General features: G+C 53.4%; 25 protein-coding genes and 1 tRNA gene. All 26 read right to left on the reverse strand.

What is annotated here, in order from left to right; all coding sequences use genetic code 11:
- Positions 1–155: 155 nt before the first annotated feature.
- The 26 genes from NI000_RS07645 to NI000_RS07770 all read right to left on the reverse strand — a co-directional run bounded on the left by NI000_RS07645 (position 156) and on the right by NI000_RS07770 (position 20,265).
- A tRNA-Pro gene (locus NI000_RS07645) sits at positions 156–229 on the reverse strand.
- 164 nt (positions 230–393) lie between these two features.
- Positions 394–666 carry an HU family DNA-binding protein gene (locus tag NI000_RS07650; protein WP_010494971.1) on the reverse strand — a complete coding sequence of 91 codons (273 nt, stop codon included), beginning with the start codon at positions 664–666 and terminating at the stop codon, positions 394–396.
- Positions 667–860: 194 nt separating this feature from the next.
- Complete coding sequence (gene spoIVA, locus NI000_RS07655) at positions 861–2,339, reverse strand: stage IV sporulation protein A (protein WP_054977384.1); 1,479 nt, start codon at positions 2,337–2,339, stop codon at positions 861–863.
- Between the two features lie 255 nt (positions 2,340–2,594).
- The gene (locus tag NI000_RS07660) at positions 2,595–3,320 is read right to left on the reverse strand and encodes a hypothetical protein (RefSeq protein ID WP_253409244.1); all 726 of its coding nucleotides are present in this window, start codon (positions 3,318–3,320) and stop codon (positions 2,595–2,597) included.
- Positions 3,320–3,661, reverse strand: coding sequence for a 2Fe-2S iron-sulfur cluster-binding protein (locus NI000_RS07665; protein WP_253409246.1), 342 nt, complete (start codon positions 3,659–3,661; stop codon positions 3,320–3,322). The genes NI000_RS07660 and NI000_RS07665 overlap by 1 nt, the downstream gene beginning before the upstream one ends.
- A gap of 16 nt (positions 3,662–3,677) precedes the next feature.
- Positions 3,678–4,292, reverse strand: coding sequence for a hypothetical protein (locus tag NI000_RS07670; protein ID WP_253409248.1), 615 nt, complete (start codon positions 4,290–4,292; stop codon positions 3,678–3,680).
- Positions 4,293–4,319: 27 nt separating this feature from the next.
- Positions 4,320–4,613 (reverse strand): 2Fe-2S iron-sulfur cluster-binding protein, encoded by a 294-nt coding sequence (locus NI000_RS07675; RefSeq protein ID WP_253409251.1) that lies wholly within the window; start codon positions 4,611–4,613, stop codon positions 4,320–4,322.
- 15 nt (positions 4,614–4,628) lie between these two features.
- The gene (locus tag NI000_RS07680; protein ID WP_375540953.1) at positions 4,629–4,790 is read right to left on the reverse strand and encodes a DUF2768 family protein; all 162 of its coding nucleotides are present in this window, start codon (positions 4,788–4,790) and stop codon (positions 4,629–4,631) included.
- 131 nt (positions 4,791–4,921) lie between these two features.
- On the reverse strand, positions 4,922–5,200 hold the full coding sequence (locus NI000_RS07685; protein WP_036680703.1) for a stage VI sporulation protein F: 279 nt from the start codon (positions 5,198–5,200) through the stop codon (positions 4,922–4,924).
- Positions 5,201–5,282: 82 nt separating this feature from the next.
- Complete coding sequence (locus tag NI000_RS07690; RefSeq protein ID WP_253409253.1) at positions 5,283–6,332, reverse strand: NAD(P)H-dependent glycerol-3-phosphate dehydrogenase; 1,050 nt, start codon at positions 6,330–6,332, stop codon at positions 5,283–5,285.
- A 24-nt stretch (positions 6,333–6,356) separates the two neighbouring features.
- Positions 6,357–6,956, reverse strand: a complete 600-nt coding sequence (gene plsY, locus NI000_RS07695) for a glycerol-3-phosphate 1-O-acyltransferase PlsY (RefSeq protein WP_301292397.1) — start codon at positions 6,954–6,956, stop codon at positions 6,357–6,359.
- Between the two features lie 12 nt (positions 6,957–6,968).
- Complete coding sequence (gene der, locus NI000_RS07700) at positions 6,969–8,291, reverse strand: ribosome biogenesis GTPase Der (RefSeq protein ID WP_054977392.1); 1,323 nt, start codon at positions 8,289–8,291, stop codon at positions 6,969–6,971.
- 177 nt (positions 8,292–8,468) lie between these two features.
- Complete coding sequence (locus NI000_RS07705) at positions 8,469–8,651, reverse strand: capping complex subunit for YIEGIA (RefSeq protein WP_253409257.1); 183 nt, start codon at positions 8,649–8,651, stop codon at positions 8,469–8,471.
- A gap of 5 nt (positions 8,652–8,656) precedes the next feature.
- Complete coding sequence (locus tag NI000_RS07710) at positions 8,657–9,571, reverse strand: YIEGIA family protein (RefSeq protein WP_253409615.1); 915 nt, start codon at positions 9,569–9,571, stop codon at positions 8,657–8,659.
- 43 nt (positions 9,572–9,614) lie between these two features.
- Positions 9,615–10,253 carry a YphA family membrane protein gene (locus NI000_RS07715; RefSeq protein WP_446030833.1) on the reverse strand — a complete coding sequence of 213 codons (639 nt, stop codon included), beginning with the start codon at positions 10,251–10,253 and terminating at the stop codon, positions 9,615–9,617.
- A 75-nt stretch (positions 10,254–10,328) separates the two neighbouring features.
- Positions 10,329–11,381, reverse strand: coding sequence for a type 2 isopentenyl-diphosphate Delta-isomerase (gene fni, locus NI000_RS07720; RefSeq protein ID WP_253409617.1), 1,053 nt, complete (start codon positions 11,379–11,381; stop codon positions 10,329–10,331).
- 51 nt (positions 11,382–11,432) lie between these two features.
- The gene (rpsA, locus tag NI000_RS07725; protein WP_054977522.1) at positions 11,433–12,647 is read right to left on the reverse strand and encodes a 30S ribosomal protein S1; all 1,215 of its coding nucleotides are present in this window, start codon (positions 12,645–12,647) and stop codon (positions 11,433–11,435) included.
- Positions 12,648–12,738: 91 nt separating this feature from the next.
- On the reverse strand, positions 12,739–13,320 hold the full coding sequence (locus tag NI000_RS07730) for a lysophospholipid acyltransferase family protein (protein WP_054977523.1): 582 nt from the start codon (positions 13,318–13,320) through the stop codon (positions 12,739–12,741).
- Between the two features lies 1 nt (position 13,321).
- A complete protein-coding gene (gene cmk, locus NI000_RS07735) occupies positions 13,322–14,002 on the reverse strand; it encodes a (d)CMP kinase (protein ID WP_253409261.1) in 681 nt (226 codons plus the stop codon).
- 121 nt (positions 14,003–14,123) lie between these two features.
- Positions 14,124–14,357: a hypothetical protein gene (locus NI000_RS07740; RefSeq protein WP_036680723.1), complete on the reverse strand. Its 234-nt coding sequence runs from the start codon at positions 14,355–14,357 to the stop codon at positions 14,124–14,126.
- A 65-nt stretch (positions 14,358–14,422) separates the two neighbouring features.
- Positions 14,423–15,076, reverse strand: a complete 654-nt coding sequence (locus NI000_RS07745) for a flagellar brake protein (RefSeq protein ID WP_253409262.1) — start codon at positions 15,074–15,076, stop codon at positions 14,423–14,425.
- A gap of 371 nt (positions 15,077–15,447) precedes the next feature.
- On the reverse strand, positions 15,448–16,809 hold the full coding sequence (gene ypeB, locus NI000_RS07750) for a germination protein YpeB (RefSeq protein WP_253409264.1): 1,362 nt from the start codon (positions 16,807–16,809) through the stop codon (positions 15,448–15,450).
- Positions 16,810–16,951: 142 nt separating this feature from the next.
- Positions 16,952–17,116 carry a hypothetical protein gene (locus tag NI000_RS07755; protein ID WP_167336428.1) on the reverse strand — a complete coding sequence of 55 codons (165 nt, stop codon included), beginning with the start codon at positions 17,114–17,116 and terminating at the stop codon, positions 16,952–16,954.
- 54 nt (positions 17,117–17,170) lie between these two features.
- A complete protein-coding gene (gene prsW / locus NI000_RS07760; RefSeq protein WP_253409266.1) occupies positions 17,171–17,863 on the reverse strand; it encodes a glutamic-type intramembrane protease PrsW in 693 nt (230 codons plus the stop codon).
- Positions 17,864–18,064: 201 nt separating this feature from the next.
- The gene (locus tag NI000_RS07765) at positions 18,065–19,576 is read right to left on the reverse strand and encodes a DnaB-like helicase C-terminal domain-containing protein (protein WP_253409268.1); all 1,512 of its coding nucleotides are present in this window, start codon (positions 19,574–19,576) and stop codon (positions 18,065–18,067) included.
- An 89-nt stretch (positions 19,577–19,665) separates the two neighbouring features.
- Entirely contained in the window at positions 19,666–20,265 is a 600-nt protein-coding gene (locus tag NI000_RS07770; protein WP_253409270.1) for a genetic competence negative regulator, read from the reverse strand.
- Positions 20,266–20,308: the final 43 nt, after the last annotated feature.

The raw sequence follows: 20,308 nt of genomic DNA on the forward strand, positions 1-20,308 counted from the left end.
TACAACTATGCCAAACGGAATCTGCTTACTAATTCTACATAAGCGAGCGTTTCCCTCTTCGGTTTCCCGACCTATCCATAGATTTGGAGAAAACAAAAACCGCTTCCTCCAGCGGGCTTCATCCGCCAAGAAAGCGATTCGGTCATACCATGCTATCGGAGTAGCGGGATTCGAACCCACGACCTCACCCACCCCAAGGGTGCGCGCTACCAGACTGCGCCATACCCCGAAAATGATCCGGCAAAAAAATCCGGCAAAGAGTATTATATCTTATACCCTATCGATTGTAAAGGATTTTTCCAAAGAAAAGAAAAAACGCCCGAACCGCATTCGAGCGTCTTTTCGAGCCGGAGAACCGGCTCCATTATGTAGAAAGCCTAAAAGCCGAAGAGCTTACTGGATTCCGTCTCTCAGCGCTTTGCCAGGTCTGAACGCCGGGATTTTGCTGGAAGGAATTTCGATTTCTTCGCCGGTTTGCGGGTTGCGGCCTTTGCGGGCGGAACGCTCACGAACTTCGAAGTTGCCGAATCCGACCAATTGTACCTTATCTCCGCTTTGAAGCGCCTCGGAAATAGCTTCGAATACGGCTTCAACCGCTTTGGTTGCATCCTTTTTGGAAAGCTCCGTGGATTCCGCTACCTTGTTGATCAAATCGGATTTATTCATGCGATTCACCTCCCCCCGAAACAAACGAGTCCTGTTACTTTCTTTGTTAACCGTTTCGCCGAAAAATATACATTCGGAACGATGCAAAGGTGAAAGAAACAAGATTATAGTAATACACGCGTCAACCATTTTCAAGTGCAAACACAAAAAATGCACCCTTCGGAGTGCATTTTTCACGAAAAATGAGAAGCATCTCACAAAATGATCGCAATGAGGCCGCCGGAGCCTTCGTTTATAATCCGTCCAAGCGTTTCCTGGAGCTTGTAGCGCGCGTTGTCCGGCATCATGGCCAGCTTGCCTTGAATGCCTTCGCGCACGATCGAATGCAGTGACCGTCCGAAAATATCGGATTCCCAGATTTTGAGCGGGTTGTCCTCGAAATCCTGCATCAGGTAGCGAACAAGCTCCTCGCTTTGTTTCTCTGTCCCGATAATCGGCGAGAATTCCGACTCCACGTCGACGCGGATCATATGAATCGACGGTGCTGTCGCCTTGAGCCGGACGCCGAAACGGGATCCTTGCCGGATGAGCTCCGGTTCGTCAAGCGCCATCTCCGCGAGTGTCGGCGGGGCGATCCCGTAGCCGGTCGTTTTGACCATTTCGAGCGCTTCGGCGAAGTGATCGTACTCTCGCTTCGCATGCGTAAAATCCTGCATGAGCTGCAGCAGGTGATCCTTGCCGCGGATTTCCACGCCGACGACCTCCATAAGTATACGGTCATACAGCTCGTCGGGCGCGTACAGATCGATTTCCGCGACCCCTTGCCCCATATTCATACCGGCCAACGCCGCTTTATCGATAAATTCGTATTCCTCGAAATGACTGACGACCCGATCCACGTCACGGAGCCTGCGAATGTCCTGTACCGTCTCGCGGACGGAGTTCTCGAAGCTGGAGCGTAGCCAGTGGTTCTCCTCCAACACCATGACCCAGCTGGGCAGATTCACATTGACCTCGTGAACAGGGAATTCGTACAACACTTCGCGAAGCACGGACATCATGTCGTCCTCACTCATATTGGCAACACTCATCGCCACGACCGGCACGTCGTGCTTCGCCTGCAGCTCGTTGCGCAGCTCAATCACGGCATCGCTCTGCGGGCGGGTGGAGTTCACGATGACGATGAACGGCTTTCCGACTTCTTTCAGTTCGTTAATGATGCGTTCTTCCGCATCCACGTAGGAGGCGCGCGGAATTTCGGCGATCGAGCCGTCGGTCGTAATGACGACGCCAAGCGTCGCATGCTCTTGAATCACCTTGCGCGTACCGATTTCCGCGGCTTCCTGGAACGGAATCGCTTCATCGAACCACGGCGTGTTGATCATCCTGGGGCCGTTCTCATCCTCATATCCTTTGGCGCCTTCGACAACATACCCGACGCAGTCGACCAGTCGAACGTTGACATTCAGTCCTTCAGCAACATGCAGCTGCACGGCATTGTTCGGTACGAATTTCGGCTCCGTCGTCATAATCGTCCGTCCGGCGGCGCTTTGCGGCAATTCGTCGGTTGCCCGGATCCGGTCGGCTTCATTCTGGATGTTCGGCAGCACGATCGACTCCATAAAGCGCTTGATGAACGTTGATTTTCCCGTACGGACCGCTCCAACGACCCCCAGGTAAATATCCCCGCCAGTACGCTCTGCAATGTCCTTAAAGATATCCACTTTTTCCAATGAGAATCCCTCCTACAGGTTGTTTAAGACGAAACTCGTACACGCTTTGGACTAGTACAAATATATGTACGGCGGTTCAAAATATGATGACAGGCGCAGAAATAATTTTCCGCCGGAAATCCGGCTTTACCGTGTTCGCCGCTTGCGTCCTTAACTTCATCCCTGACAAATATATGTAGGAGATTCTACGATTATTCTAGCTATGGCAAGAAAAAAAACTCTATCACCTTGGCTAGAAGGTTGATAGAGGCTAGGTTAGAACGATTCCGGGACGGGAACCGGCTTATTGTCTTTCCACATGTAAGCAAACGAGCGCGCAGGGACGAAATACGATTCCTGAACGAGCAGCGCGCGTAAATCCTGCTTGGCATCAAGCTTGCTTTGAAGCTGTTTCTTATCGATAAGCCGCATCATTTCAGGCGCATAATCGATGGCAACCTGACCTGCTTCGCTCATCAGGAACGGAAGCTTTACCGAGCGCGTATACATGCTGGTCACTTCCAGAGGCTTCCGGTTCAGCTTGGCGTAATCGATGGCGAAAAAGCCGGGAGCTAGCGGTTCCCCTGCCGGCAGCGTGCCCGTCTTCGATTTGTAACGGTCCACCTCCTGCTGCAGTTCGACCGTCTGCTGGAACGAAGGCAGATCCATCATCTTGACCGTCGGCTTCGTTTCCGCATCGATCAGGACGTAGGTCGCCGTCCCACCGTTCTCGAACGCATTGGCCGGCACTTCGCTAAGGTAACGCCCTTTCAGCTTTTTGAAATCGATCGGATTCTGTTCATATAGCGGCGTGGTCGCCTCGAAGTTTTTGATCGGCAGCACGCCGGTCTTCGCCTTATATTGATCAATCGCGTTCTGAACGACGATCACATACTCGCCGCTTGCGATCTGGTTCTCCTTGCGCATCTCCTTCGGATACATGCAGCCGCCGAGCAGCGTGCAGACCAGCAGCAAAGACGCCGCCTGCAACCAACGCTTCATCACCATTCCTCCTCCTGCTTCTCCAACTGCTTGCGTATCGCGCTCTTTAACGGATCCTCCGGCACGAGCACCGTGACAGGCCCGGTGATTTTCGCTTGGCAAGCGAGACGATAGCCGTCCTGCTGCAAGCCGCCGAGCTTCAGCGCCTCGTTGCGGTTCGGGTCGGCCAGCCCCGTGCCAGCGTTCTCCGTCACGCGAACCTTGCACATCAGACAAGCCGCCTTTCCCCCGCATCGGGTACGGATATGCACGCGAGCGCGCCGGGCCGCATCCAGAAGCGTCGTGCCCGGTCTTGCTTCCAACGTTTTGTTATCGGGTAAAAAAGTCACTTTCGCGGCCATACGCGCTCTCCTTCCGTTAAATCATCGCTTTCGAGTCGAGCAGCGTACGCAGCCTGTCGGCAAGCTCCCCGCTGAAGCGGTTGCGGGCAATCAAATCGTTGAGAGCCAGCCTGTGACGCTCCGGCTCCCGGACTCGGCATACCCTTGCAATCGCTTCATAACGGTCCGGGCGATCCCTCAGCACGTTAAACACCAATTCGTGGGCCAGCGGCATTAACCGGACGGTCTCTCCTACGCCATGCGAAACAGCAAGCGCATGCGTTCGCGCCAAATACTCGGCTTCCACGCGATATTCGCTATCCATCGCCCGCACCTCGAAAGCCCCGACCAACTCCACCTTGACGTCGTTCATCTCATAATGGCTGAGAATCGACCGGTAAATGAGCGTTTCACTCTCCGTCTGATCGTCAGTCGCGTATTGTCGGAGCGCTATATGCAAAGCCTCCGCATCGCGCCGGTCAGCGTATATATCCAAGTCCCGGGGAAGCGCGTCAAGTTCCACGCCCTGCAGCAGCAGTCCGGTGCTGCCGCCGACCAGCCAAATAGAGTCAGATCCCCGTGTATGTACGGCAAGCTCGGAAAAAATCTCCTTGAGCGGTTCCGTCACCGTGCCAAGTTGTTGAGTATTCATCTTATCATCCTATGCTAAGCAAAATGGTCAAAAATAAGGCTTATGCGCAACCGCGATCGTGCCCTCTCTTTTTACTTTCGCCTGACAACCTAACCGAAAGCCCTGCTCCAGCTCTTCCGGCTCCAGATTGTCCAGCTCCTCGTCCGTCGGAGCGTTCAAATGCTCCATGCCCTCGCTTACTTGACAGCGGCATCGGGAGCAAGTGCCCCGCATGCAGGAGAAGCCCCAGTCCACTTCCGCCTTCAGCGCCAAATCCAAGATCGTGAACCCGGTCACCGGTTCGATGGATTTCGTTACTCTGCGTCCTTTTAAAGTTATCATGAACTGCCAAACTCCTTACAATAGGGATACGACCATATAAATAAAGATCGGGATAAACATCAAGAACGCGACCAACGAAAGCACAAACCTGACAATGCCCGTCGTTTTATTTCTCGCAAATGTGATCAGCAGCGAAGCGAGAACCATGAGACCGATCGCAATAAAAGATGCCCACATTTTGTCCAACGGCGACATAATAAATTTTCCAACCCCTAGCTTGGTAACGTAATTGACTCCATCATAACACAAAAAAAGCATAAGCGCGCTTGACGGGCGGCTCATGCCATAAAACTGTTAAAAATGTCACCTTACTTCTTCATGATCATCTTCATGAGCTGTTCCAAATTGTCCGTACTCACTTTGCTGCTCTTGATCGCTTGAATCAGCTCGTTCGTCGTTTGATCCGAAACGGGAACATTCACAAGGCCCGCAACTTGCTTAATCAGCTGCCGCAGCTGCGTATCGCTCTGCAGCGTGGACGGCTTTACTCCGCTCGCAAGCTTGTATATATCTTTCTCGGAGACGCTTTTGCCGGTTTTTTTCTTAACCACATTGAGCACGTCTTTCGGCATGTTTTTATCTGCCATCGTTGTCCCTCCTCAGACTGGGTATGCAATAAAGCCTGAGGTAGTATATGTGGAAAAGTTGCCGTCGGTATAGGCGTTTGCCTTAACGAAGCCAACCGTTTTGAGAATCGTCGGCGATTTCTTCAGTTTCGTGCCGGGGACCCCGACCCATCAAATGCTCTACGGCCGTTTTCGGGTTTTTCCCGTTAAACAGAACATCGAACAGCTGTTCCGTAATCGGCATGGAAATCTCGTAGCGGCGGGACAACTGATACGCGGCCTGCGTCGTTTTGACGCCTTCTACGACCATTCCCATCCGCTGAAGCACTTCTTCCAGCGAATGCCCCTGTGCCAGCATTGACCCGGCCCGCCAGTTGCGGCTGTGCCTACTCGTGCACGTCACCACCAAATCTCCGATTCCGGCCAATCCCGCGAACGTCAACGGACTCGCCCCCATCGCCGTCCCAAGTCTGGCGATTTCGGCCAGTCCCCGGGTAAGCAGAGCCGCTTTGGCGTTATCTCCGAATTCCAACCCGTCACTGAGGCCTGCACCGAGTGCGATAATATTTTTGAGCGCGCCGCCAACCTCGACGCCAATAACATCAGGATTCGTATATACGCGAAAATACGAGTTGATCAATAAATCCTGCGCCTTTTCGGCGGCTTCTTTGTCCAGCGAAGCAACGACGACCGTCGTCGGGCATTGCCGGATGACCTCTTCCGCATGGCTTGGTCCGGACAGTACGACCAGCCGGTTCGAATCGTAAGATGTCAGCTCTTCCGCCAGCACTTCGCTCATGCGCTTCAAGCTGCCGGCTTCGAATCCTTTGGTTGCGTGGACCAGAAGCGAATCGGGGCTTAAATACGGTTTAAGCTGACCTGCGATATCCCGCATGGCCGAGGATGGCGCTACAACCACGACGGCTTCCGCATCTTTCACGGCTTCTTCCATCGAATCGGTCGCCCGAATCCGCGAAGACAACAAAACCTCGGGCAAAAACCGGCTGTTACGGTGCTCTTCGTTAATCTCCCGTACCTGGTCACGGTTGCGGGACCATAGCAGCACGTCGCGGCCGTTATCCGCCAGCACCGAGGCAATGGCCGTTCCCCAACTTCCCGCTACCAGCACGGCGGTTTTACCGGAAATCGGCATGAACGAACACCTCCGTCTATTTCGTCAAACTTGTTTTTTGGCACCAAGCTTGTTCTCTTGTCCTTTTAACAGCTTCACGATATTGCTCCGGTGCTTGACCCAAGCGAATACGAAGAGAAGCAGGCTGAGCGTGAAAATTTCCCGGGAACCGGCCATAAACCATATCAAGATCGGCAAAAGTGCGGTAAACAATAGGGATCCCAGAGAAACGTAACGCGTGACAGCAATAGAAACAATAGCAACAATCCCGGCGATAATCGCAGGCAAAAAGGCAAGCGTCGCCATCACTCCGATCGTCGTCGCAATGCCCTTGCCTCCCCGAAACCCGAAAAACACGGGCCAATTGTGCCCGACGATGACGCTGATCCCAGCAAGCACTTCAAACAGCGGATCGCTCCCGCTCAGCCACGTGCCGATCCAGACGGCTGCCACACCCTTCAATACATCCAAGAGAAGCACTGCGATGCCCGGCCCTTTGCCAAGCACCCGCAGCGTGTTCGTAGCCCCTGCGTTCCCGCTTCCGTGTTCGCGTATATCGATGCCTTTCAGCAGTTTGCCAGCCAAATAACTAAAGCTGATCGAGCCGAGCAAATAACCGATTAAAAGTGAGAGCAAGCTAGTCAACACGGTTCGCCCCTATTCCTCGTCCGATTTGCGACGCGTAAACATGCGCAGAGGAGTGCCCTCGAAACCGAACGCGCCGCGAATTTTATTTTCCAAATATCGCTGGTAGGAGAAATGCATCAGCTCCGGATCATTCACGAAGAAAATGATGGTCGGAGGCTTGACCGCCACCTGTGTCGCATAATTGATTCGCAGTCGTTTCCCTTTATCCGTCGGCGGCGGGTTGATGGCCACGGCATCGGACACGACGTCGTTCAGCACGTGCGTCGCCACGCGCGCCGCATGCTGCTCGGCCACATTGGTCACGACCGGGAACAGCTTATGCAGCCGCTGCTTCGTCTTGGCCGACAAAAACACGACGGGAGCATAGGTCATAAACAAAAAATGGTCGCGAATTTTTTGTGTGAACTGATGCATTGTTTTGTCGTCTTTTTCCACGATATCCCATTTATTCACAACGAAGATCGCCGCTTTGCCCGCCTCGTGCGCATACCCGGCGACATGCTTATCCTGCTCGATAATGCCTTCCTCGCCGTCGATGACGACCAGCACGACGTCCGCCCGCTCGATCGCCTTCATAGCGCGCATGACGCTGTACTTCTCCGTCGTCTCGTATACTTTGCCGCGCTTGCGCATCCCCGCCGTATCGATAATGACATACTTTTGGCCGTCTTTCTCAAAAGGCGTATCGATCGCATCGCGCGTCGTTCCGGCGACATTGCTGACGATGACGCGCTCTTCTCCCAAAATGGCGTTGACGAGCGACGATTTCCCGACGTTCGGCCGGCCGATCAATGCGACCTTGATCACATCCTCGCCGTACTCTTCCTCAGTCGTGTCCGGAAAATGCTTGATCACCTCGTCAAGCAGGTCGCCGATTCCCGTGCCGTGAGAGCCGGAGATGCCGACGACTTCGCCGAAGCCGAGGCTGTAGAACTCGTAAATATCGTCCATCCGCTTCAGATTGTCCACCTTGTTGACGGCAACGATAACCGGCTTTTTCGCCCGGAACAGCATTTCCGCGACTTCGCTGTCCGCCGGCGTAATGCCCGCTTTGGCATCCACCATAAACACGATGACGTCCGCTTCCTCGATGGCAAGCTCCGCTTGAACGCGAACGGACTTCATGATCTGATCTTCCCCGTCGATCTCAATCCCGCCGGTGTCGATGACGCTGAACTCGGTGTCCAGCCACTCTCCTCTGCCGTACAGCCGGTCCCGGGTAACCCCCGGTTTATCTTCCACAATAGCCAGCTTATCGCCGATAATACGGTTAAATACCGTAGATTTGCCCACGTTCGGACGGCCGACAATCGCTACGATTGGTCTTGCCATGCACTTCATTCCCTTCTTTGACTACCGCAATGTTGCTTCATGTCTCCCTCCGCCGTTCAGCCAAGGGACGTTATGTACAAAGACAAGCCTTTTTTCAAGGCTTGCAAGCTCTGATATTATATCAAAATCGAATTCACAAGTAAATGAACGAAACGTTAGCGGGCAGCCTTCCAACCGCTAATGCTTCACTAAAATAACGATTCCATTCTCCAAATCGTGGGCCGCCGCATCCAAAATTTTTTCCAACTTAAAGGCTACTTTCTGCTGATGATTGGCATCGTCTGCAATAAAGATGGGAGCTCCGCCTGCCACCGTTTGCCGGTTTGCTTCAATAGCCACCACCGCCATAATTTGTCCCATAAGCGCTATCCTCCCGCTTTTCCGCCGGTTTGCACATGCGCTTCGCTCGGCATCCGCACTGCGCTTTCCAGCACCGGCGAGTTCATCGCGACTTGCCGGGCTTTCTCCGGATCTTGCTCCTGCGGAAGCAGAAGCACAGCCAGCCGCCCGTCCTCCATATTCAGCTTGGCCAACGGTACGAGCGCCGGTTCGCCTTCGTCGCGATGGACGCCCATGATCGTTGACACATCATGCAGCAGCGCCTGCCGCTGTCCCGGGTTAGCCAAAGTAACCCTTGCATTTTTGTTTTTGGGCACAAGCACAATACCGATGGCTTTTTTCCGGATGACGTTTTGCGTATCACTCAATCCTACGTTCATGATATAAATGTCGTCTACAAACAGATTCGGTCCGTCCAGCCGCACCTGGCCGATGTTTACATTTGCAATGCGGGACAAGGTTTTGCCCGTCTTGAACATATTGGTGACCAGAATAGCCGCAATGCCGGCCACTATCCCCCAATACCAGGGAAACACGATACCGAAGAACGCCGTGGCAAACGCGGTAAAAATGACTAAATAGTTGCGCCCTTCAAATACCATTGCAATCCCTTCGATATAGGTCGCTCCCCGCGGTACCAGCTCCAGGCTGTCGATCTTGCTCAGCGTCTGACGCTCCATATTGCGGACGTCCCGGAACTGCTGCGCCGCCATAGCCAAAAACGTCATGGCCGTATAGTTCTTATCCAGCAGCGAAGGGACGGCAACCGATCCGAGCCCCGCCGCAATGACGCCCAAGGAAAGGTGAATGATTTTGCCGTGAGGATAAGTCGGATATTGCCGGTAATCGGTTCGCAGCATCGTCAGCCGGGCCAGCACACCGAACACTACGCCCAGTATGATTCCTACGGTATATTTTTGCTCCACCAGCCAAGCCCACATGTCGATCACGTCTCCTTCCTTCTTGGGCAACAGCCTCTGCCAGTCAATCGTTCTCCGGCTCTCTGCCCGACCTAACCCTTTGCCGCACACGATTAAATGCCAGCTTCGTTCCCGCGACCATCCCTTCCAGCAGCAGAGAACAGCTTCGGGCCGCAAAGGCCGTCAGCCACCATTCATCCTGAAATTCCGCTTGCCCGAGCGTCATCTCCATCTGTTCCCGGTGCGCGTAGGCGGACATAACGTCGCCGATCAGCAGTCCGAGCGACAGCCCTGCGATCTGCAGCGGCGGCCAACGCAGCAGAGCCGCTGCCAAAAAACCGACGCTTGAGGCAACGGTCCATTCCGAGCTGAACCAGATGACCGCGGGCATCAGATGCAGCGTCTCTTTCAGGAAGAAATAAACCGATCCGAGCAGCAGGGCGATGGAGAGCAAATGGAACCGATACAAAAAGCTCGGCGTGCGAACCAAGATCCAGAACGAAACAGCCATCAGCAGCAAAGTGCAGCCGTATACCCGAATCCCGCCCCAGTCCGTGCTCCACCGCATAAACAATATCCAAAGCATAAAAAAAAGAAGTAGACTCGTAGGAGTAATACCTCTTAATATGACGTTCATCCAGCCACTGGCGAACAAAATCAGCGCAACGACGATTAACAATAAGGACACGTAACCCGCATTCATTCGCTCTCACCCGCAGAAAAAGCTTGTTCCTCTTTTTCCTTAGTATGGCTTTCTTTATTTAGTTTTAGTCAATCCTTAAGCGTAGCCCAATCGCCTGGCGTATGTGGATACATCCATTCCCCGGTTCGAGCACCACTCTGCCGTTTCCGACGTAATGACGACCGGAAGTTCGTGCAGAGCTTCAATTCGGGATGCGCCCAACGCCGTCATCAACAGCCGGAGCTCCTGATGCCATGAGGTAATTTGCCCGATCAACGCTTCGGTCCCCGATGTTCGCAGCACTCGCAGCATGGCTCCGGCCATACCGACTGCTGAGGCTCCGAGCGTTAATGCTTTGCAAATCTCAAGCGCGCCTGTAATGCCGCCTGTCGCCACGATCGCCACGTCCGGCCGGTTCAGACGACGCTTGGCCTCCAATACTTCTAACAGCGCGATGCTGGTCTTGCAGCCCCAATCGTTAAGCCAATCCATCGGCAGATCGCGCCGGGCATTCTCGATTGCGGCAAAATTGGTACCTCCCGATCCGCCAACATCGATACATCCAACACCGCAGTCGATCAGCTTCTCGGCGCTTTCTCGCACCATGCCGAAGCCGACCTCCTTGACGATAACGGGAACGCCCGCCCGTTCAATGATCGTCCGGATCCGCTCCAGCATTCCCCGGAAATCTCTGTCCCCTTCGGGCATGATCAGTTCCTGCATCACATTCAGGTGGATTTGAAGCCCGTCGGCTTGCAGCATGTCCACCGCTCTTAGCGCTTGCTCCAGCGTCGCTTCGCTTCCAAGATTGCCAAATACGATGCCGCGCGGGTTTATCTTTCTTACGATACGGTAGCTTTCAGCCGTCTCCGGGTTTTTGATGGCGGCCATCTGCGAACCTACCGCCATGGCAAGTCCCGTCTCTCGAGCGGCAACGGCAAGCTCTCGGTTAATTTCTTCGGTCTCGCGGGCTCCTCCGGTCATGGCATTAATAACAATCGGCGAGCTCAATAAGAGTTCGCCGATTCGGGTATGCAATGCTATGGATTCCGAAGAAATACCGGGGAGACAATTATGGACCAGCTTGATATCGCGGAAGCCCTGCTCGCCGCTTTGCCCAAGCCGGAGCGCATGATGAACATGCTCCATTTTTCGTGGTATGCGCACCCCTGATTCCTCTTTTCGTCTATAGACAGCGGTTTACTTGAATTTGCTCAGCTTGTCGCCAAAACGCTCTCCGAGCGTCAGGTTTAGGCCTTGAAGCTCTTCGTGGGAAACGGATTCCCGTTTCGGCGCACGCTCTCTTTCCGGTCTCGGTTCACGGGCAGGTGCTTCTTCCGTCTCTTTGATGCTGAGCGAGATGCGCTTCTCGCCCGGGTTCATATCCAACACTTTCACTTGAACCTCTTGACCTTCCTTCAGCACTTCGAACGGCGTTGCAATGTGACGGTGTGCGATTTGGGAAATATGAACCAATCCCTCAACGCCAGGAGCGACTTCGATGAACGCGCCGAATTGCACGAGCCGTTTAACGGTACCGGTGACGATATCCCCGATGTTGATTTTGTTCTTAACGGATTCCCAAGGTCCCGGCTGCGTAGCTTTGATGCTCAAGGAGATGCGCTCGTTGGCCGGATCCAATTTCAGAACTTGAACGCGAACTTGGTCGCCTTCCTTCACGACTTCGGAAGCATGCTCGACATGATGCCAAGCCATCTCGGAAATATGAACGAGTCCGTCCACGCCGCCGATATCGACAAATGCGCCGAATTGCGTCAAGCGTTGAACCGTACCGGTCAGCTCTTGACCGACCGACAGTTTGGAAATCGTTTCTTGCTTTTTCGCTTCGAACTCTTCATCCAGCACGTCTTTTTGGGAAAGAATGACTTTGTTTTTCTCGCGGTCCATTTCTTTCACGCGCAGACGCAGCGTGCGGCCTTTGTAATCACTGAAATCTTCGACGAACGTGCGCTCAACCATGGAAGCCGGAACGAATCCGCGCAGACCTACGTCAACGACAAGACCGCCTTTAACCACTTCGGCAACTTTCGCTTCGAGGATCGTTTTGTTTTCCATGTCCGCTGCAAGCTTCTCCCACGATTTCTCGCTGTCGATGGCGCGTTTGGAAAGCACAAGCTTTTCCTTATTGTCATCGATGGTAACAACTTTCAGCTCGATGTCTTGACCGACTTGTACGATCTCTTCCGCATTGTCCAGTTGGACGGACGAAAGCTCGCGCACTGGCACGATGCCGTCGTATTTGTAACCTACGTCGACAACCGCTTGATCCGCATCCACTTTAATGACTTTGCCAGTAACGATGTCGCCTTTTTTGATAATGCTGACATTCGCCATGGACTCTTCTTGAGATACCTCTGCGGATTGAACTTCTTGATCTTTTGTTTCTTCTGACATGTCCAATTACCCTCCTTAAACAACCTGACAACGTGTAATGTATTTGGATAAAAAATTTACTTCATCATTTTCTTAAGTATGCCACAATTTATCATTTCGATTCGTGCTGCTTGACCATGCTTCGGATCGTGCTCATGATTTTGTCGGTCGCCTGTTCCAAGCCTTCCGAACCGCTGTTCTCAAATTCGCTTAAATCGACTGGCGGACCATACACGACCTTCATTTGCCGAAACGGCTTATAATTGCCGATAATGGCTGCCGGAATGACTACAGCCCCAGATTTCAATGCCAGGCTGGCCGCTCCCTTTTTACCCATGCCTCCCGCGTTGCTGCGCGTCCCTTCAGGGAAAATGCCCATAACCTCGCCGTCTTTAAGCAGCTGCAGCGACAAGCGGATCGATTCTTTGCTGACACCACCGCGTTTGACGGGAAATGCCGCTATTCTCGGCAAAACGTACCCCAAAACGGGAACGTCGAACAGCTCGGCCTTGGCCATGTAATGCACCTTTCGCTTCAGCGGAGAGCCCATCAGCGGCGGGTCCCAGTTGCTGGTGTGGTTGCCGCACAGAACGACGGCGCCTTCGGCGGGAATGTTCTCGATCCCTTCCGCCCGCAAAAAAAACACGGTGCGGAACAAGACGCGAAAAATCCCTCGAAAAAAGACGTACAACATGCTACTGCCCCCCACCGACCCGGAGCCTGCAAAGCTCCAAAATGCGATCCACCACTTGCGGTATCGTCATCTCGGTCGTATCCAGCAGTACGGCATCCGGCGCTTTCACAAGCGGCGAAGCCTCGCGTTGCTCGTCCATCCGGTCCCGCTCCGCAATATCGCGCTCCAATCTCTCAAGCGTGATATCCGGCTGCGAATCGCAAATTTCTTTGAACCGGCGTTGGGCACGGACGCTGACGCTTGCGGTCAAAAACACCTTGACCTCGGCGTCCGGCAACACATGACTGCCGATATCCCGGCCATCCATGACAATTCCTTTGCTTCGGGCCATTTCCTGCTGTTTGGCGGTAAGGATACTGCGAATTTCAGCGATGGAAGCGATTCTGGAGACGTTTCCGGTCACCTCCGCAAGGCGAATCATGCCCGTCACGTCTTCGCCATCGACAAAGACCATTTGGCCATCGCTGCCCGGCACTAAGCGAATGTCCATACAGCCTGTGAGCGCAATCATGTCCGAGATCTGTTCCGCTTGAAGGCCTTCCCGTAAAATCTTCCAGGTCACGGCTCGGTACATGGCTCCCGTATCGACATAAACGAAGCCGAGCGCACCGGCGACCAGACGAGCGATCGTGCTTTTCCCCGCTCCCGCCGGACCGTCGATTGCGATGTTAAACTTTTCCAAGATGCGGCCTCCTTACAAAATGAAGCGGACGAGCAGCCTGAAAAAAAAACAGGCCGAAGCCTCGAACGAAGAAAATTATACCATAGTTTTACCGTGGATTGCAAAACTCACGCACCCTCCATTATTTTCCTTCCGCGGCCTGAAGCCGGGACATCGAATATGGAAGTCCCTCCAACTGCTCTACCTTGACTAAAACATAACGGATTCGCGGGTTAAGAAGCAGCAATTGGGAAGCGACCAAAGCAATGGCGCATCCCGCCAATGCCCAGGCAATCCATCGTTCCGCCCGATGGGCAAACTGCAAAAATAATTCTTCGTACCTATCGTCCGATTCATTTTGATTCTTTGTATTCATCCGCGGCCACCACGCCCATCCAATATTTGGGGGATAGTGTGCCCGTCATGCCAAGTTATTATGTATTATCTTTTGCGGAAATCAAGCTGCCGCTCAAAGCAGTACCGGATAATTTTTTGGCGGTCGCGGTCCGTGATCTCCGAAAAGCGCATCATGACCTGCTTTTTGCCCGTCTCCAGCTCTTTGACGCGAACGATTTCGCTTTTGAACGGCACATGCTCGATCTGGCCGTTCTTGAACGGGACAAGCAGCCAGCATTCGACCGTGTGGCCGGACTCCACTGGCACGTAGCCTTCACATAGGAACGATATGCCTCCACCTCCGACATCGTCGGTCAGCGATACGAACTGCAGCTGCTCCGAGAATTTCACGGCGATTTCGAGTATGGCCGGCACGCGCAAAAAGTTGCGGCGCTGCACTTTCGTGATCGATTCGGGATCCGGTTTTTTGATCAGGACAAGCCGGATCACATCATCGGAAAATCCGAGTACGGACGAGTTGAAGTAGTTCTTGACGCCGCCCTCGGTTATAAAATAAACGGAAAGCTCGTCGCCCGGATACAAACGCTTCAGCTTCCCCGATTTGTCGTTCATAGGAATTTCCATGCTGATATACGCATCCGAGACGTTTGTAATTCTGGATTTATATTCCTGCTTCGCCTCTTCTTCATCGATGGAATTGATTTGGATAAAAAGCGTCTGGTTTACTTTCGGCAGCAATCGGCTCACCTCCCCGGAGTGTAAACTTCGATAAGTCCAAGCTTTATTATAGCACGTGAAGAAAATATGGGAAGGGGTGAGCGCACAGCGTTCGGAGTTTCTTCTTTGGAGCGTTGCGGGACGGTGAGAGGGACGGTGAGAGGACGGTGGCGCGGCCTGCGGCGAAATCGCGATTGGCTAATGCTCAGACACGTTTTGACCCGGTCCCATGGAACAATTTTCCTATGGAATTGGGACCAGGTCAAAAAACTCGCCGCCAATCGCGATTTCGCCTTCGGCTCATCACCAAGTACCACCCCAAACAAAAGAAGCAAGAATGCAAAAAAGCCCGAACACATCGGGCTTGGGAGAGGACTAAAAAAAATGAAACATCAGGTTGGGGTGACGGCGGCGGCCTCTTCCGCGCCAAGGCGGTCGATCTTCTCTTGCGCGCCGCTCTCGGCGTTGACGTAGATCCGGTACAAGCCGCCATTCACGCGGCCGATATACTGGTAGCAGAGCACCTCTTCGTCGATATCGTTCTTGATCAGCGCCTGGTTGACGCTATCCGCTTTAAAATCGGCATTCAGCGTTTTGCGGGCTTCGTCCGCCGTCAGCTTCGGCGCTTTGATCTGGCGGTCCTTCTTGCCGTACACGTAATCCGTCGCTTCGAGTCCCGTGACCTCGCCGTTGTCCAACGCCACCTGAACCGCGACCTTTTCCACGTAATTGATCACGTTGTTCGTGCGCGCCGCATACGTCATATGGGCGACGTTGCCGTATTCGTCGTAGCTGACCGCGGTCATATTCTTGTAGCCGTGCTCATCAAGGAACTGCGCCCCAATGTCGCGCGCCTGCCGCAAGTCGAGCTTCTTGTCAGGCACATTGCGGGAAGCCGCGAACCATAAAAGCTGGCCGCCTCTTTTCGAATAATCCAAATGAGCGCCGTCCGCCGTGCCCTGTTTAGGAGCCGTGACACTGAAAGACTGGTACTCGGTCCCGGGGCCGTTTTCTACGACCTGAAGACCGGACGGGTCCTGGATACCAAGAAACTGAGCGGCCTTTTGCTTAATTTCGTCCGCATTCACCTCCGGGCCGGAAAGCATGTGCATGTCCCGCTTCTGATACATACTCATGACCGCCGGGCTCCAGTTGATTTCCGGATATTCGCGCACCTTTTTATCCACCGTAGTGAACCCGTCGACGATGACGTTGTCATGAGGTTCCTTCTGCGTTGCCAGCGCCAGCTCGACATCCATCCAGCGCAAGTTGTTCTGGATGACCTTGCTTTGAACCCCGCGCAGATCTTTGGAAATTTCCGCCGCGTGCTCGTATAGCGTATTGAGCGTCTTCATTTCGTTTCCGTCCAGCGGATTTTTGGAAAGGTCGCGTACTGCCGCCCGATAAGCAAAATTCGAAATATTAGCCAAAAACTCCTCGGTTTTGTTGAAAGGCAGCATGGTCAACGGCAATTGACTGATTTCGTTCTGCGCTTCGCTCGTGATCCGCCAAACGTTGATCAGCCCTTTTTTGTAGGCGTCCTGGGATGTCGAATTCACCGCGAGCGTATTGCCGAGCTCCGTGTGCAGCTTGTCCACGTGAAACGACAAATCGTGGAACGCCCGTTGATAATGGTTTTCCGCCTTGATCAAGACGGCGTTTTTCTCTTGATGCTCCAAGTAACCCCAGACCCCGGTGCCGATGAGCGCCACCAAAAGAATCGGAAACATGACCATGCTCAGTCTTTTGTACATGTTCGAGAAATCTCCCTTCATCAGCAAAACTTGGGCTTAGTTTTCGCCTGAAGCGAGACGGATTATTCACGAAGCACAGGACATCGCAATCGAGCCGTGCAAAAAAAGAAAAAAGCCGGCTCTTGGCCGACTCTTTCCCGGACTAGAAATCAAGGGTTTCGATATCGAAATCTTTTTCATTGTTGCATATGCACTGCTTGAACCCGGTATCGATCTTTTCCTTTTCTTTCCGGCCCTTCAAGATGAATTTCTCGCCGCAATGCTTGCAGCGGATGGCAACTTTCACCCGCGGACTAACGACATTCATCATATCCCTCCGGTACGACCTATGGTTTTTATATATCCATTATGGTCATTCCGGCTAAATTTTAACCTGATCCTCCCGCGTGGCGACCCTGAGCGGCGATTTGGCATTGGCCCGATTCACTTTGCGCAGGCTGCGCAGCCACAAGAAGCACATGAGCGGCACCATAAACCAGACCCAGTACGCTTTGCTTAGGAGCAGCGTATAATCGAACACCCCGTGCCAAAATACCGGCAGCGCCAGCGCCAAAATCAGATGCTTGCGGGTGTGGTCCGGCGTAAACTTTGCTTTTCCAAAATGGTAGCCCATCATGACGCCGAACATGGCATGACCGGAAACCGGCAGGAACGCCCGAATCATGAGCGACGAAAAGCTCGAGCCGTTCAAGAACGCATAAAACACGTTTTCGAGCGTGGCGAATCCGAGGGACACCGCTACCGCGTACACGATGCCGTCATATGGTTCGTCGAACGATGCATGCTTATAAGTAATGAAATAAACCAGAAACCACTTAAAAAACTCCTCCGGCAGCGAAGACGTGAGGAACGAAAAAACGAACGGATCCTCGCCGAGCCCCTGCACCAGAGCCCGCTGCAGCACCATGACCGGGAATACGATCAGAACGCCGAACAAGAACAGCTTGATCACTAGGGAAATAGGCTCCGTATCGTATCGGTCTTTTAAATAAAAATAGGCCAGCAGAGCGACACCCGGCGCTATAGCCGCCGTCAGGACAGTTAAGACGCTCAAAGTGTCTCCCCTCCATCACAATGGTTTAAACCCGCCCGCAGCAACGGCCGGCCCCCGCAACTTTGCGGATGCCGACCGTGATACGGGCAGGCGCTTGTCGATATTTCTTTTCCTATGAATATTATAGACATTTTGAATGGCTTTTTCCATCATTTCTTGGAATCTGGCATACACTTCCGCATTCGTCCTACTTCAGGCGCTTCACTCTTCCGCTTCAGCAAAACGCGCCTGCTGGTCGTAAAACCGGAGCGGAATGGTCGCCAGCGTCCCATTGCGGTGCTTCAGAAGCTGCAGACTCGAGCGTATCCCGTTAGCGGACGTTCCGTCCGGCTCCGGCTTCAGCCGCATAATGACGTCGGCTGACGCTTCCGCCCCTTCCGGTAGACGCTCCTCCCCGATATCCGAAGGAACGGCTGCAACAACCGGGCCGCCCCATTCCTTGGACCAATGCTTGAGCATATAAGCGATTATCGTCTGATGCTCGGCGGACGAGCGGGGCGGATTGGGCAATCCGCCTGCCGGGATGCGGTTTATATGGTCGATGAATACGACGGGCGTTCTACCGGACATGCCGGCAATCCGCTCGACATTGGTCATGACGCGATCGATCGTGGAATCGAGCGAGCATTCGATCGTCCAAAGCATATTGCTGATGGGCATATAGCGTTTATTGGCTTCGGCCACTTGCCCCGGCTCGATCTTCCCGCTGAGCACGTTCTGCGGCTCGGTGCCGATGAGCCTGGCTATGCTGCGCGCCCAAAGCTCGAATCCCGTCATGTCCCAGGATACGTAAACGACCGGCGTCTGGTGCACGGCGATGTGATCCGCTATTTGCTTCATAAGCATCGTTTTGCCCGAAGAAGCGGCCCCGGCCAGCAAATACAGCCCGCTCCGAAGCCCGCCGAACAACGCTTCGTCCAATGCGGCGAAACCTGTCGGGACGCCCGAGGCTTGTCCGCGATGCCGCTTCATGAATTCTTCGGTATATATGGTAATATTTTTCGTATCGGGAGCAATCGGAAGCAGCATCGTCTCTTCCATCGTTTCGTTCAACAGCCGCATGAACGAATCCAGCGGATTTTGCACCCGCACGAAGAAATCGTTGGCGTCTCGGATCGACTCCGGCAACTGCATGACAAACGTTTGCTTTGCCGTCGATTGCAGCAGCGCCTGGATTCTGACGCTTTCCCGGCGCCCCGCTTCATCGTTGCCCAGACAGATGAACACCCGCTTGTCCCGCAGCTTGTCCGCATGAATTTCTTTAAAAGACATCCAGATCGGCACGCATACCGCCGGCAGGTGCGCCTGAGCCAAGCTGAGCACATCGAACACCCCGCTGCACACGATGACGTCCTCCGTCTGCTCCAAGATCTCCTCGTTGAATAAATAATCGCCCTCTCCGAGCAGCGATTTGTATTTTGGCTCGCGCTGGTCGACCGATCGACCGATTAAATCGACCGTAACCCCATCCGCGTTCGTAATCGGAATAATAATGCGGTTCTCAAAAAAATCACCCAGCTTGCCCGAGTTGATGTAAAACCCGAACTTGCCCGGCTCAAAGCCGATTCGATAATGTTCCGCCGTCTCCTGATGGATGCCCCGCCGCTCCAAATAAGCATAAGCTTCTTCCTTAAGCTGTTTGTGGTAATGGGTGACAAGCTCCTCCAAATCAAACGCGGTCTTGGCTGCGCCAATGTGTTGAACTTCGCTCATGACGTTCTTCCCCCCCGCAAAAAAAGCATTCCGCAAAAACAACGCTGTTTTTGAGAATGCTTACGATTCATTAAGCTAAACAAGCCTCATTAAAACTTGGAACAAAGCACCTTCACGGCATCGGATTCAATCACGATCTTGCCGTATTCCTCCAGAACCGCTTGCGTGACGGATGTGGCTTCTCCGAACTCGGACAAGACGGCCACGACCGATTGAAGCCGCTTTTCTTCCATCTCGACGGCATCCAGCAGCAGGATCCATTTATTTTTATAGGAATACAACGTTCCTCCGTCCGTCAGGAGCGGATTGATGACTTTGGCAAGCCGGAGCAGATCCTCGAAATCGTGGAAAGCGTAAATGATTTCGTCGGTCTCATCCATCGTCACTTCAAGCTCGTACACTTCTTCCATTTCGTCCTCTAGCGTATCGTCGCCTTGGCTGAAATTCATTCGGCCGCGTGTGACGATCACCATCATCCCTTGCGCCGGCATGGCGAGGACTTCCACGGCAAGCGGTCCGGTTGCGTCGAAGCCAAGCTCGGTATAGGCTTGGTCCATCATCTCGCTGAACAGCTCGTGAACCTTGGGGATTTCTCTCCACATGTCATCCTTGTGAATCCCGCGCTCCGTTAAGTCATCGAATGTGAGGAAAATCCGTATCTTGTCTTGACTTAAACGCTCCATTTTCATACTGGATTCCTCCCTTGCCGACTAATAATAAACAGCTTATGAA

The sequence above is a fragment of the Paenibacillus tyrphae genome, assembly GCF_024158745.1.
GTDB lineage: Bacteria > Bacillota > Bacilli > Paenibacillales > NBRC-103111 > Paenibacillus_G > Paenibacillus_G tyrfis_A.

Bases quoted from the DNA above. Each gene is read 5' to 3' on its own strand.
- NI000_RS07650 (WP_010494971.1), bottom strand. From the start codon at position 666: ATGAATAAATCCGATTTGATCAACAAGGTAGCGGAATCCACGGAGCTT.
- NI000_RS07660 (WP_253409244.1), bottom strand. From the start codon at position 3,320: ATGAAGCGTTGGTTGCAGGCGGCGTCTTTGCTGCTGGTCTGCACGCTG.
- NI000_RS07665 (WP_253409246.1), bottom strand. From the start codon at position 3,661: ATGGCCGCGAAAGTGACTTTTTTACCCGATAACAAAACGTTGGAAGCA.
- NI000_RS07670 (WP_253409248.1), bottom strand. From the start codon at position 4,292: ATGAATACTCAACAACTTGGCACGGTGACGGAACCGCTCAAGGAGATT.
- NI000_RS07675 (WP_253409251.1), bottom strand. From the start codon at position 4,613: ATGATAACTTTAAAAGGACGCAGAGTAACGAAATCCATCGAACCGGTG.
- NI000_RS07680 (WP_375540953.1), bottom strand. From the start codon at position 4,790: ATGTGGGCATCTTTTATTGCGATCGGTCTCATGGTTCTCGCTTCGCTG.
- NI000_RS07685 (WP_036680703.1), bottom strand. From the start codon at position 5,200: ATGGCAGATAAAAACATGCCGAAAGACGTGCTCAATGTGGTTAAGAAA.
- NI000_RS07690 (WP_253409253.1), bottom strand. From the start codon at position 6,332: ATGCCGATTTCCGGTAAAACCGCCGTGCTGGTAGCGGGAAGTTGGGGA.
- der (WP_054977392.1), bottom strand. From the start codon at position 8,291: ATGGCAAGACCAATCGTAGCGATTGTCGGCCGTCCGAACGTGGGCAAA.
- NI000_RS07705 (WP_253409257.1), bottom strand. From the start codon at position 8,651: ATGGGACAAATTATGGCGGTGGTGGCTATTGAAGCAAACCGGCAAACG.
- NI000_RS07710 (WP_253409615.1), bottom strand. From the start codon at position 9,571: ATGTGGGCTTGGCTGGTGGAGCAAAAATATACCGTAGGAATCATACTG.
- NI000_RS07715 (WP_446030833.1), bottom strand. From the start codon at position 10,253: ATGAATGCGGGTTACGTGTCCTTATTGTTAATCGTCGTTGCGCTGATT.
- fni (WP_253409617.1), bottom strand. From the start codon at position 11,381: ATGGAGCATGTTCATCATGCGCTCCGGCTTGGGCAAAGCGGCGAGCAG.
- rpsA (WP_054977522.1), bottom strand. From the start codon at position 12,647: ATGTCAGAAGAAACAAAAGATCAAGAAGTTCAATCCGCAGAGGTATCT.
- NI000_RS07730 (WP_054977523.1), bottom strand. From the start codon at position 13,320: ATGTTGTACGTCTTTTTTCGAGGGATTTTTCGCGTCTTGTTCCGCACC.
- NI000_RS07740 (WP_036680723.1), bottom strand. From the start codon at position 14,357: ATGAATACAAAGAATCAAAATGAATCGGACGATAGGTACGAAGAATTA.
- ypeB (WP_253409264.1), bottom strand. From the start codon at position 16,809: ATGTACAAAAGACTGAGCATGGTCATGTTTCCGATTCTTTTGGTGGCG.
- NI000_RS07755 (WP_167336428.1), bottom strand. From the start codon at position 17,116: ATGAATGTCGTTAGTCCGCGGGTGAAAGTTGCCATCCGCTGCAAGCAT.
- NI000_RS07765 (WP_253409268.1), bottom strand. From the start codon at position 19,576: ATGAGCGAAGTTCAACACATTGGCGCAGCCAAGACCGCGTTTGATTTG.
- NI000_RS07770 (WP_253409270.1), bottom strand. From the start codon at position 20,265: ATGAAAATGGAGCGTTTAAGTCAAGACAAGATACGGATTTTCCTCACA.